10 protein-coding genes are annotated in these 12736 nt (G+C 58.5%); 5 read left to right on the forward strand and 5 right to left on the reverse strand.

Features of this window, described 5'->3' with window-relative positions; all coding sequences use genetic code 11:
* Positions 1-260: 260 nt before the first annotated feature.
* From RT657_RS04540 to RT657_RS04550, 3 genes are read left to right on the forward strand one after another with little or no spacing between them, the layout of a single operon-like run.
* Positions 261-995 carry a gluconate 2-dehydrogenase subunit 3 family protein gene (locus RT657_RS04540; protein WP_313652790.1) on the forward strand — a complete coding sequence of 245 codons (735 nt, stop codon included), beginning with the start codon at positions 261-263 and terminating at the stop codon, positions 993-995.
* Positions 996-997: 2 nt separating this feature from the next.
* Positions 998-2782, forward strand: a complete 1785-nt coding sequence (locus tag RT657_RS04545; RefSeq protein ID WP_313652791.1) for a GMC family oxidoreductase — start codon at positions 998-1000, stop codon at positions 2780-2782.
* A gap of 10 nt (positions 2783-2792) precedes the next feature.
* Entirely contained in the window at positions 2793-4103 is a 1311-nt protein-coding gene (locus RT657_RS04550; RefSeq protein ID WP_313652793.1) for a cytochrome c, read from the forward strand.
* Between the two features lie 45 nt (positions 4104-4148).
* Here RT657_RS04550 and RT657_RS04555 read toward each other — a convergent pair whose 3' ends face one another.
* The 4 genes from RT657_RS04555 to RT657_RS04570 form a co-directional block, all read right to left on the reverse strand.
* Positions 4149-5558 carry an MFS transporter gene (locus RT657_RS04555; RefSeq protein ID WP_313652794.1) on the reverse strand — a complete coding sequence of 470 codons (1410 nt, stop codon included), beginning with the start codon at positions 5556-5558 and terminating at the stop codon, positions 4149-4151.
* Positions 5559-5739: 181 nt separating this feature from the next.
* The gene (gene abgT / locus RT657_RS04560) at positions 5740-7257 is read right to left on the reverse strand and encodes a p-aminobenzoyl-glutamate transporter (RefSeq protein ID WP_313652795.1); all 1518 of its coding nucleotides are present in this window, start codon (positions 7255-7257) and stop codon (positions 5740-5742) included.
* 159 nt (positions 7258-7416) lie between these two features.
* Positions 7417-8859, reverse strand: coding sequence for a M20 family metallopeptidase (locus RT657_RS04565; RefSeq protein WP_313652796.1), 1443 nt, complete (start codon positions 8857-8859; stop codon positions 7417-7419).
* A complete protein-coding gene (locus RT657_RS04570) occupies positions 8856-10169 on the reverse strand; it encodes an amidohydrolase (protein WP_313652798.1) in 1314 nt (437 codons plus the stop codon). Before RT657_RS04570 ends, RT657_RS04565 begins: the two co-directional genes overlap by 4 nt.
* A 114-nt stretch (positions 10170-10283) precedes the next feature.
* On the opposite strand from RT657_RS04570, the gene RT657_RS04575 reads away from it, so the two are divergent.
* Both RT657_RS04575 and yjdN read left to right on the forward strand, forming a co-directional pair.
* The gene (locus RT657_RS04575; RefSeq protein WP_313652799.1) at positions 10284-11180 is read left to right on the forward strand and encodes a LysR family transcriptional regulator; all 897 of its coding nucleotides are present in this window, start codon (positions 10284-10286) and stop codon (positions 11178-11180) included.
* Positions 11181-11253: 73 nt separating this feature from the next.
* Positions 11254-11691: a VOC family metalloprotein YjdN gene (gene yjdN, locus RT657_RS04580; RefSeq protein WP_313652800.1), complete on the forward strand. Its 438-nt coding sequence runs from the start codon at positions 11254-11256 to the stop codon at positions 11689-11691.
* Positions 11692-11809: 118 nt separating this feature from the next.
* On the opposite strand, the gene RT657_RS04585 is transcribed toward yjdN, so the two are convergent.
* Positions 11810-12676 (reverse strand): nucleoside-specific channel-forming protein Tsx, encoded by an 867-nt coding sequence (locus RT657_RS04585; RefSeq protein WP_313652801.1) that lies wholly within the window; start codon positions 12674-12676, stop codon positions 11810-11812.
* Positions 12677-12736: the final 60 nt, after the last annotated feature.

The following is a 12736-nucleotide window of genomic DNA, read 5'->3' on the forward strand; positions in this document are numbered from 1 at the left end:
TGTGTTGCCTGTTATAACGTTTTTGACCTGTCGCTGTCTGTAGTCTGTTGTTTCTGCTCATGACAGGCCGGGGAGGAATGTTAATGAAATTGTGCGATTTTGTTTCCTGGAACTAAATCTTTGTGAATGTCAGTGTTACAATATGGCGCTTTGTTACCGGTAACAACCCGGCTTCGGGCCGGTTTCTGCGGATTAAAATCATTACAACGCAACCACCACTTTTTTCATACCGCCAGTCAGCGCGGGAATGAGGCAATGTCATGTCAGAACAAAAAAAGGGTCATTCACGCAGGGATTTTTTGCTGAAGACAATTACCCTGGCGCCAGCAATGGCGGTAGGGTCCACCGCGATGGGGGCTCTCTCCCTGCCGCTGGCCGCACAGGCGGCAGAGACACCTGCGGCACCGCAGCAGGCGCGTGATTATCAGCCTGCCTGGTTTACAGCAGAAGAGTATGCCTTTATCACTGCGGCCGTCGCACGGCTCATTCCCAGCGATGAACGCGGACCCGGCGCGCTGGAAGCGGGAGTGCCTGAATTTATCGATCGTCAGATGAACACGCCATACGCCACAGGATCGAACTGGTATATGCAGGGGCCGTTTAATCCTGACCTGCCGAAAGAGCTGGGCTACCAGCTACCGCTGGTGCCACAGCAGATCTACCGTCTGGGGCTGGCCGATGCCGATCGCTACAGTAAACAGCAGCACGGCAACGTCTTCGCGCAACTGAGCGGCGAGCAGCAGGATGCCTTACTGCAGGCGATGGAGAGCGGCAGCGCCGAATTCAGCCAGCTGCCGGCAAAAGTCTTCTTTAGTTTCCTGCTGCAGAACACCCGCGAAGGCTTCTTCAGCGATCCTATCCACGGCGGTAATCAGGGCATGGTGGGCTGGCGGCTCATCAACTTCCCTGGCGCACGCGCCGACTTTATGGACTGGGTAGAGCGCGGCGAACGGTATCCGTTCCCGTCAGTGTCGATTCGCGGAGAGAGAAGTTAAGCATGGCAAACGAAATGAAAAAAGTGGATGCGGTCATTGTCGGTTTTGGCTGGGCGGGCGCCATTATGGCGAAAGAGCTGACCGAAGCGGGCCTGAACGTCGTGGCGCTGGAACGGGGTCCGCATCGCGATACCTATCCGGATGGAGCCTATCCGCAGTCGATTGATGAGCTGACCTACAACGTCCGCAAAAAACTGTTCCAGGATCTCTCCAAAAGTACCGTCACGATTCGTCACGATGCATCACAGACGGCAGTGCCTTATCGCCAGCTGGCCGCCTTCTTACCTGGCACGGGTACCGGTGGTGCGGGCCTGCACTGGTCTGGCGTCCATTTCCGCGTCGATCCGATTGAGCTGCGGATGCGCAGCCACTACGAAGAGCGCTACGGCAAGCATTTCATCCCGGAAGGCATGACGATCCAGGACTTTGGCGTCACCTATGATGAGCTGGAGCCGTTCTTCGACAAAGCGGAAAAAGTCTTTGGCACCTCCGGCAGCGCCTGGAGCATCAAAGGCAAGGTGGTCGGCAAAGAGAAAGGCGGCAACCCGTTTGCGCCCGATCGTTCAGATAACTTCCCGCTGCCTGCGCAGAAGCGCACCTATTCGGCGCAGCTGTTTGCCCAGGCTGCCGAATCGGTCGGCTATCACCCTTACGATCTGCCCTCCGCCAACACCTCGGCGCCTTATACCAATACCTATGGCGCACAGATGGGGCCGTGTAACTTCTGTGGTTACTGCAGCGGCTATGCCTGCTATATGTATTCCAAGGCTTCGCCAAACGTCAACATCCTGCCCGCCCTGCGTCAGGAGCCGAAGTTTGAGCTGCGTAACAACGCTTACGTGCTGCGGGTGAACCTCAGCGACGATAAAAAACGCGCGACCGGCGTGACCTATGTGGATGGTCAGGGACGCGAGCGGGTTCAGCCCGCTGATCTGGTGATCCTCTCCGCTTTCCAGTTCCACAACGTCCATCTGATGCTGCTGTCCGGCATCGGTAAGCCTTACAACCCTATCACTAATGAAGGTACGGTGGGGCGCAACTTTGCCTATCAGAACCTCTCGACGCTGAAGGCGCTGTTCGACAAAAACACCACCACTAACCCATTTATCGGCGCGGGGGGTGCAGGCGTTGGCGTGGATGATTTCAACGCGGATAACTTTGACCACGGGCCGCTGGGCTTTGTTGGCGGTTCGCCATTCTGGGTCAACCAGGCGGGTACTAAACCGATCTCCGGCCTGCCGGTGCCAACGGGCACGCCCAACTGGGGCAGTAAATGGAAGGCGGCGGTCGCGGATACCTACACCCATCATCTGTCGATGGATGCGCACGGTGCGCATCAGTCCTACCGGGCGAACTATCTCGATCTCGACCCCAACTATAAAGATGCCTACGGGCAGCCTCTGCTGCGTATGACCTTTGACTGGCAGGAAAACGACATCAAAATGGCGCAGTTCATGGTCGGTAAGATGCACAAAATCGCGGAAGCGATGAATCCGAAGATGATCATCGGCGGGGCGAAAAAGCCGGGCGCGCATTTTGACTCCACGGTCTATCAGACCACCCACATCAGTGGTGGCGCAATCATGGGCGACGATCCGAAAACCAGTGCGGTTAACCGTTACCTGCAGAGCTGGGATGTCCCGAATGTGTTTGTACCGGGTGCGTCCGCTTTCCCTCAGGGGCTGGGCTATAACCCGACCGGCATGGTAGCGGCGCTGACCTACTGGTCAGCCAAAGCGATTCGCGAACACTACCTGAAAAACCCCGGCCCGCTGGTACAGGCATAAGGAGATGGCGATGAAAAATGGCATTCTGGCTCTGATTCTGGGCGCGCTGTCGTTCTCTGCACTGGCGGAAAGCGGTCAGGACGATCTGCTTAAACGGGGTGAATATCTGGCGCGCGCCGGTGACTGCGTGGCCTGCCACACCAGCAAAGGCGGCGCACCCTTTGCCGGTGGGCTGCCAATGGCAACGCCAATTGGCACCATCTACTCCACTAACATCACGCCCGATCCTGAGACCGGTATTGGTGACTACAGCTATGACGACTTCCAGAAAGCGGTCCGTCACGGCGTGGCAAAAAATGGCGATACGCTCTATCCGGCGATGCCTTTCCCCTCTTACGCGGTAGTCAGCGACGAGGATATGAAGGCGCTTTACGCCTGGTTCATGCATGGCGTTGCCCCGGTTAAGCAGGCGAATCGGGAGAGCGACATTCCGTGGCCGCTGTCGATGCGCTGGCCGCTGGCGATCTGGCGCGGAATTTTTGCGCCCGATGTGAAAGCTTTCCAGCCTGCACCGCAGGAAGATCCGGTGCTGGCGCGTGGTCGCTATCTGGTTGAAGGGCTGGGCCACTGCGGCGCCTGCCACACGCCTCGCAGCATCACCATGCAGGAGAAGGCGCTGACCAACGAAGAGGGAAGCGACTACCTGTCGGGCAGCAGCGCACCGATTGATGGCTGGACTGCCAGCAATCTGCGCGGCGACAACCGTGACGGACTGGGACGCTGGAGCGAAGAGGATCTGCGTCAGTTCCTGCGCTATGGTCGCAACGATCAGACGGCCGCGTTTGGTGGCATGACTGACGTAGTGGAGCACAGCCTGCAACACCTGAGCGAAGAGGATATCACGGCGATTGCGCGCTACCTGAAATCCCTGGGCGCGAAAGATCCGCACCAGGCGGCGTTCAGCGTGGATGATGCAACTGCAAAAGCGTTGTGGAAGGGCGACGACAGCCAGACAGGGGCCGCAACCTATGTTGATAGCTGTGCCGCCTGCCACAAAACCGACGGCAGCGGCTATAAACGCTTCTACCCGGCGCTGCGCGGCAATCCGGTGGTGATGGCGGACGATCCGACCTCGCTGATCCATATCGTGCTGGTGGGCGGGCAGTTGCCTGGCGTCAATGGCGCACCCTCGACCATTACCATGCCGGCATTTGGCTGGCGTCTCAACGACCAGCAGGTGGCAGACGTAGTGAACTTCGTGCGCAACAGCTGGGGTAACACGGCGTCAGAGCCGGTCAGCGCGAAGCAGGTCGCCGCGCTGCGTAAAGATGAGAAAGATCGGCTGGGCAGTGCCGATATCCGGGTGCTGGAAGGTAAGTAACCGGCAATCGTTAAGGCCGTCACCGTCAGGGTGACGGCCTTTTTTTCAGATGTTTTCCAGATCGCGTCCCCGCGTTTTCGGTCCGTAAATCCCTACCGACAGCATTACCATCACCATACTCAGCACGATAAACGTGATCACCCCCGGCGTTCCGGCGTACTGCAATATCACCCCGATCAGAATACTGCTGAAAACCGTCGACAGGCGGCTGAAGGAGTAACAGAAGCCGACGGCCCGTGCCCGGATATGAGTTGGGAAAATCTCTGTCTGATAGGCGTGGAAGCTGAAAGTCAGCCAGGCGTTGGACCAGGTGATCAGGAAGCCGCAGAGGATCAGCAGTACCGGCTGTGTCTGAAAGGCGAACAGCGTACCGAAGACCACCGTCATCAGCGAGGACAGAACGATCTGCCACTTATTCTCCAGCCGGTCGGCGTAGCGGCTGCAGATCAGCGATCCCAGTGGATAGGCCAGCGTAATAAAAAAAGCGTAGAGCAGGCTGTGCGTGACCGTGGCACCGCGGCCCGACAGCAGCGCGGGCAGCCAGTTACCAAAACCGAAAAAGCCGATGGCCTGGAAAAAGTTCATAACGACCAGCATCAGCGTGCGCTGGCGCCAGGCAGGTGACCAGATCTCGCGGAAACGTCCCCGTGCAGGTAGCTGTGCGGCGGCATCGTCGGGCAGAACCGCAGGGCCGGCCGGGATACCACAGCGCTGCTCCATCGCAGACAACACCTCATGTGCCGCCTGATGACGTCCCTGCTGCGCCAGCCAGCGCGCCGATTCCGGCAGGTTCCGGCGCACCAGCCAGATCACCAGCGAGCAAACCGCGCCGGCAATGGCCACCCAGCGCCAGCCCTCCAGGCTGAGCAGGGTCTGCGGGATCAGCCACCACGACATCAGGGCGACCGCAGGCACGGACAAAAACTGCACGAAAAAGGCGAAAGCAAAGGCGCGACTGCGCAGATGGCTCGGCACCCATTCCGACAGGTAAGTATCAATCGTCACCAGCTCGACGCCCAGGCCGATACCGACCAGGAAGCGGAACAGGATGATCATCTCTGCACTCTGCTGAAAAGCCATCAGCAGTGAAAACAGTCCATACCACAGCAGGGCGCACATAAAGGTCAGACGGCGACCAAAGCGGTCCGCATAGGGGGCAAGCAGACTGGCTCCGAAAAACAGACCGAGAAAGGTCGCCGACGCGAAAGCTGCCTGATCGGAGAAGCCCAGCACGCCTGCGGTGCCAGTGTGAAACACGCCTGCCGACAGCAGCCCGGTACTGATGTAGCCGGTTTCAAAGAGGTCATACAGCTCAAAAAAGCCGCCCAGCGCCAGCAGGGTAATAAATCGCCACAACCCGGCGGAAGCGGGCAGCGCATCGATGCGCGCAGCCAGGCGGTTTTGGGGTGCCGGTGAAGCATGGCCCGGCGATAGCCTGGTGGAAAGAGTGGTCATATCAGCGTGAACCTCAGGCAGTGTGGATAGGACTTGCAGCGGTCAGAGGTTTATTAAAAGAGTTAACCGTTAGCAAGCGAAGAAATAGCAGAATAATCAATTCATCTGCGGTTGCCGAGAGAGGCGTTGCTGACGATTTAGCAACGTACGTTGCAGGTTCTGCCATCCGTGGCACTAAGCCTTAGGGCAATTGCGGCCAGACGCCCGGTCCGATTGGCAGTCCCAGCCAGTACCAGGCCACCAGGAGTGCTATCCAGCTGATAAAGAACACCAGCGGATAGGGGAAGATCAGCACGTAATAGGTGCCGAGCTGCGCATCCTTCTGGTAACGCTGTAAAAAGGCCAGGAACAGCGGCAGGAAAGGCGACATCGGGGCCAGGGGCAGGACGGCCGAATCGGCGATTCGGAAAATCATCTGGGCAAAGGCGGGATGAAAGCCGAGCAGCATAAACATAGGCACGAAGACCGGCGCCAGAATCGACCAGATCGCGGAGCCGCTGGCGATAAACATGCAGAGAAACGCGGACAGGAACATCAGCCCGAGAAAGGCGGGCGCACCACTGACGCCTGCGCTCTCCAGTATGTCGGTCAGCCCGATCGCCATGAATTTGCCCATGTTGCTCCAGTTAAAGAACGCCACGAACTGCGACAGCGGAAACACCATCACGATAAATCCCGCCATGCCTTTCATCGGATCAACCAGCAGCTGCGGGATATCATCCGGTCGGCGGATCTGCCGGGTGACCACACCGTAAGCAATCGCGACCACAAAGAAGAACAGGATGATGATCGGCACGATACCCTTAATAAAAGGCGAGGGAATGATGGCCCCGGTGGCGGGATGGCGAAGCGGTGCATGTTCCGGCACCACCAGCAGCGCCATCACGGCGATAAACAGCAGGGCGGCGATCCCGGCGGCGCGCAGACCGCGGTTCTCCAGCGGCGTCAGGGCCGCCAGCTTCTCACCATTGCCCTGCCATGCGGGCAGGCGCGGCTCGACAAATTTATCGGTCAGCAGCGCACCGACGATTGTCAGTACAATCACCGACGTGGCCATAAAGAACCAGTTATCGATGACGCTGACGTGTACCGTATCGCTGACCGCTTTAGCCGCTTCGGTGCTGATGCCGGAGAGCAGCACATCGGTGGTGACAATCAGCAGGTTAGCGGTGAAGCCTGAGGCGACACCGGCGATAGCCGCCAGCAGGCCCGCCACCGGATGACGCCCCACCGCCAGGAAAATCAGCGCGCCCAGCGGGGGCATCACGACCAGTGCGGCATCCGAGGAGATATGGCTGAAAAAGGCGATAAACAGCACCATATAACTGGCATAACGACGACTGACGCGTGACGCCATTTTCACCATCAGCGACTGCAGCAGTCCGACTTTTTCTGCCAGTCCCGCTCCAATTACCAGCGCCAGAATCGATCCCAGCGGGGTAAAGCTGCTGAAGTTCTTTATGATGTTGGGCAGAATCCACTGCATGCCTGCGACGCTCAGCAGGTTGTTTACCCGCACGATTTCGCCGTTAGCGGGATTCTTTACCGCCAGGTCCAGCGCGCTGATAATGGCGGTGGCCACCATCAGCACCCCGATCAGATAGACAAACAGTAAAAACGGATTGGGGACTTTGTTACCTATACGCTCTATCCAGCTGAAGAGCCGGCCAGGCGTGCGATTCCCGGATGTTGCTTCCATGGTATTGATTCTCGTCTTGTGTTCCCTTTATCCGCAAAGGCCCGGTCTGGCGCCGGTCCGGGTACGCGACAGGCGGTGAGTTCAGAAACGGCTTCGCTGAGTCAGGGAAGTGTTTGCAATATTGTTATTGTGGCTCGCGTCAGAGACGCGGCTATCGGCTTATCCGGCCAGTTTTGTTGGGGTAACCCCTGCCGGAATTGGACACTGATAAGGCTGCGCGGCGCGTATACGCTCAAACTCGGCCCGGCACGCAGCCAGCGCCTGCGGATCGGTCAGCAGGGTCAGCACCGTGGCCGCCATCACTTTACCGGCCAGAAACATCCCTTTATGCCCGATACTGGTGCGGCCCTGCGCCACCAGTTGCCAGGTGTGCAGCGGCGTGCCAAACGTAAAGCAGGGCGCAAAGCACTGTGCGGTCGGCGTCACCCAGCTGACATCGCCGACATCGGTGGAGCCATAAAGCAGCTCACGCGTGACCGTATAAGGCGCAACCTCATCCATAAACAGCTTATCGCCCAGTTGCTCAGCCCAGGCGTAACCGGCTTCGCCGCCGGTACGGGCGGCATTAAGCCGGGCATTGCGCAGATCGTCATCGGTCAGGGTGGCACGCAGTTCGGCCGCAAACGCGCGTTCTTCGTCGCTGTAGTCGGGCAAACCAAACGCATGCAAATAGCGCTCCATGACGGCTTCCAGTGCGCGATTAGGCACGTAGTCCGAACAGGCTTTGTCGAAGCGCACCGTCAGGGTTGTGTCCGTCATCAGTGCGGCCCCTCTGGCAATATTGATCACCCGTTCGTAAATCGCCTGGGCCTGCGGCAGTTCCGGGGCGCGGATCAGGTAGAGCACTTCCGCATCGGCCTGCACCACATTCGGTGAAACGCCGCCGCTGTTGGTGATGGCGTAATGCAGACGCGCCTCCTGGACGATGTGCTCGCGCAGAAAGTTGGCGCCAGTGTTCATCAGCGTAACGGCATCCAGTGCGCTGCGGCCCAGATGGGGTGAGTTGGCGGCATGGGCAGCGACGCCTTTAAAGCTGAACGCCGCCTGAATATTGGCCAGTGTGCGCAGATTGAACATGCCGCTGAAACCTTCGGGATGCCAGGTCACGGCGGCATCCACGTCATCAAACAGTCCTTCACGCACCATAAAGGTTTTGCCCGATCCCCCTTCTTCGCCGGGGCAGCCATAAAAGCGTACCGTGCCGCCGGGGTGATGCTGCGCCATCCAGGCTTTCACGGCGCAGGCCGCCGCGACACCCGCCGTGCCGAGCAGGTTGTGACCGCAGCCATGTCCGTTTCCGTTCGCCTCCAGCGGCTGTGGCCGGGCGCAGCCCGACTGCTGGCTCAGTCCGGCCAGCGCATCAAACTCGCCGAGAATGGCAATCACCGGCTTGCCGCTGCCCGCGCTGGCGATAAAGGCGGTGTCGATACCGCCCACGCTTCGTTCCACGGCAAATCCCTCTCCTTCCAGCGCATCGGCCAGCAGGGCGGAAGAGCGGGTTTCGGCAAAGCGGGTTTCGGGCGTGTCCCAGATGGCGTCGCTGAGCGTGCTGAAGCGGAGCTGATGGCGATCGATATAATCGGCAATAAAGGCTTCCATCATCGTGTACCCCCGAACTGTGTCTGATTCAGAGCGAGGGTGGCCAGCAGCGTGATGGCGTCCGGCATCACCCGCTCGTCAAAGTCGAATTTCGCATTATGATGACCCGCCGCCAGCGCACAGCCAAAAATAACGTAAGAGGCCTGACCGCCACGCGCGATGACACGCTCCATCATATAAGTCGCATCTTCCGAGCCCGCCGCCTGCGCTTTGCGATCGACCACCGAGTCGAAGAGACCGAGTGCCTCCGCCTGCTGGTGGATGAAATCGACCCACGGCTGGGTCGGGGTACAGCTGCGTGCCGCCCCCATCAGCGAAACCTGCTGTTCAACGCCATACATCGCCGCTGCGCCCGCTATCACCCGCAGCGCCTGCTGATAAACATCGTCGTTGACCTGATTAGTGACACCGCGGGTTTCAACTTTCAGCAGGGCGCAGTCGGCCACCACGTTACGACCGGTTCCCGCCTGCAGCACACCTACGTTAACCCGTGCCACGCCGCCGCTGTGCTGGGTTAAACCGTGCAGCGCCAGCGTCGCCTGAGCCGCGGCCAGCAGGGCATTGCGTCCCTCTTCAGGGCGGCCGCCCGCATGGGCACCGACGCCGGTAAAGTGGACATCCAGCTTGGTGGTGGCGAGGAAGCTGTCGCTGCCGCACACCAGTTCGCCTGCCGGCACGCCGGTGCCGATGTGAATTGCCGTAAAGTGCTCAACGTCATCGACCACGCCCGCCGCGACCATCGCTTTCGCCCCGCGCACCCCCTCTTCGGCAGGCTGAAAGATCAGTTTAATCGTGCCGCTAAGCTGATCTTTCATCGCCATCAGCACCGTGGCGAGCCCCAGTCCGATGGTGGTGTGACCGTCATGCGCGCAGGCGTGCATCATGCCGGGGTTGCAGGAGGCGAACCCTTCGCGCTGCGGCAGGTGATCCTCGGCCTGGCTTTCATTGAGATCCAGGGCGTCCATATCGACGCGAAAGCCCATCACCGGACCGGGACGACCGGTTTCCAGCGTCGCCACGATGCCGCAGAACCCGCCGGAGAAGTGGCTGATCCACTGCGGCAGCGCGCCCTGTTGCAACGCGCGTGCCTCCTGCTGCTTCAGCGTCGCGTCGTCGGGCAAGCCCATTCGCGCATCGGCGTCGATGACGTCACGGCCCAGCTTCAGCTGATAACCGAGCTTATGCAGTTCTTCCGCCACCAGGGTGGCCGTACGGAACTCCAGCCAGCCTGATTCGGCATAGTGATGGAAGTCGCGTCGCCACTGTTGCAGCCTGGGCAGCAGGGCGCTGACGTGCTCTGAAAGGGGTTTCATCGGCTTTTTCCTCGCTGTTGATTTTTTATGCACTGTGTCGAATCTACACAATGGTGCTGGCGGGCATAAGATGCGAATATCTTGTGACTGATAAACAACGGTTATCGCAAAACTATGTCTGCCAATCTTAAACTTCATCAGCTGCGCGCCTTCGTTGACGTGGCGCGACAGGGCAGTATCCGGGCCGCGAGCCGTCTTTCCGGGCTGTCGCAACCGGCGTTAACTAAAGCGATTCAGGAACTGGAGCGGGAACTGGGCGCAAAGCTGTTTAACCGTCGTCAGCAGGGCGTCGTGTTAACTGATATCGGTGATAACTTTTTTCGTCATGCCAGCCTGGTGCTGGCAGAGTTGCGGGTCGCCGAAGAAGATATTCAGCAGCGGCTGGGACTGGGTGGCGGACAGGTGAATATCGGGGTTGGCGGCAGCGTGGCCCGCACCATCATGCCGCAGGTGATAAACCAGTTTCATCGTGAGTATCCGCTGGTGAAGGTGCGCATCGTTGAAGGCCAGCTGGTGTCGATGGTGCATGAACTGCGTCAGGGCGCGCTTGATTTCACGATCAATACGTATGATCAGAGTCATCTCGACCAGGAGCTGACGTATGAGCGGCTGATGGAACGCGAATACAAAGTGGTGGTACGCAAAGGTCATCCGCTGGAACAGGCCCGTTCGCTGGCGGCGTTACAGCAGGCGGACTGGACGATGCCCACCCCGAAAGGCAGTTATTACCGCCTGCTGCACGATCTGTTTGGTGAGCGCGGCATGGCACCCAAAATTGTAGTGACCTGCGAAACGTTTATGGCCTGCACCAGTCTGGTCGCGCAGAGCGATTTCATCAGCATTCTCTCGGTTGACGTCATTGACGATCCCATTCTGGGCCGCTCTCTGGTGGCGCTGACGCTCGACGATCCTCTGCCGAAAGCCACCTTCTATCTGATTCAGCGGAAAGAGACGACGCTGACCCCGATGAGCAGTTATATGGCACAACTCTTTCGCCGGTATTGTCAGTAAAATCATAAGGTAAAAGCGATCGTCTACACTCTAAAGGTACTGTAAAAAATCCAACCGATAAATAGAGGTGAAGATGCAAGTCAGTCCTTATCTGTTTCTCTATGGCCGTTGTGAAGAGGCTATCGACTTTTACCTGCAGGCAACCGGGGGTGAGCTACTCGGCAAAATGACGTTCGGCGATATGCCGGATCAGGGTGAGCAGGTTGGTGACCAGTCTGCCGCGCCGCAGCCGCCAGAAAAGATCATGCATGCGCAGCTGCGCATCGGTGATGGCGAACTGATGCTGAGTGATGGCGATACCGCGAAGCCGCCAGCGTCTGAGCATGCCGGTTATGCGGTCAGCCTTTCCACCAATGATGTCGAAGAGGGTAAAGTCTGGTTTGAAAAACTGTCAGCAGGCGGCAAGGTAACGACGCCGTGGCAGGAGACCTTCTGGTCAGCGGGCTTTGCGATGTTTATCGACAAGTTCAACATTCCATGGCGTATCAACGTCGAGAAGTCGCAGGAGTGATGGCCGTGAACGGGTCGCGCTTAACTGCATGGCCTGTCAACAGACGCGCTGACCGGGAAGGGTAATGTCCTGCCAGCGCGGCAGCACAACAGGCGGCACGTTGCGCCGCCTGTTGTTATCAGAAGTTGTAACCCGCTACCAGGTAGTAACCCCAGCCGGTTGATTTTACTTCAAATGGACCTTTGCCAAAGTTCAGCTCCTGACCATCTGCCCACTGGCCGCCGTTGTGGAAATAACGCGCCACCGCAGAGATATGCCAGTGATCGTAACCCAGTGACAGAATGTGGCTGGAGGCGATGGAGTTGCTGGTGCGTGATGCCCCACCTTTTTCGTTCAGGTCAGAGCCCCAGTCGAAGTTGGTGAAGCCGACATAGCCCAGGTTACCGCCCCACAGCGTGGTGAGTGGTACGAAATATTTCACCTTGAAGCGATAGCCATCCCAGCTGTTTTCGTTGGCCGCACCGTAGTTTTCCCACTGGTATTTTGCGTAAACGTTCAGCGACAGGCCAACATCGCTGTGCGTATCAATATCGGTGCCCAGACCCATATACCAGGTATTCTGGCGATTGTCGCTGTTACGGCCCATATCGTAGATGTAGTTGTTGGCGAAGTACCACTCTTTGAACGGGCCAAAAGCCAGACTGGTGCCGGTCAGCTTATCGATAGAGAAGCGCGGCTCGATTTCCATGAACATCGGTGAGCCGTGGTCGAACACGCCGTTGGCGTTGCTGTTGCCCACGCCAAAGAAGTTAGGCACGTCGAGGTAGCCGTAAAAATCGAACCACTCTTTCTTCGCAAACGCTTCATATTCCAGATAAACGTCGTTATTGAACTGCGGTCCGAAGCGGGTGTGGTAACTGCCTACCACGTTAACGCTCTGATGCCACCAGTCTGAAACATACTGCGGATCGCTTTCTGCGGCCTGCGCAGCACCGGTCAGTGAACATGCCAGCGCGGCACCTGCTATCAACGTTTTATATTTCATTATCATCAGCCACATGCTTTTGACCGCCGCCCAGCAGAGGCAGTCAGAGAGATATCGGTC

It is taken from the genome of Pantoea sp. (assembly GCF_032114055.1).
Lineage (GTDB): Bacteria > Pseudomonadota > Gammaproteobacteria > Enterobacterales > Enterobacteriaceae > Pantoea.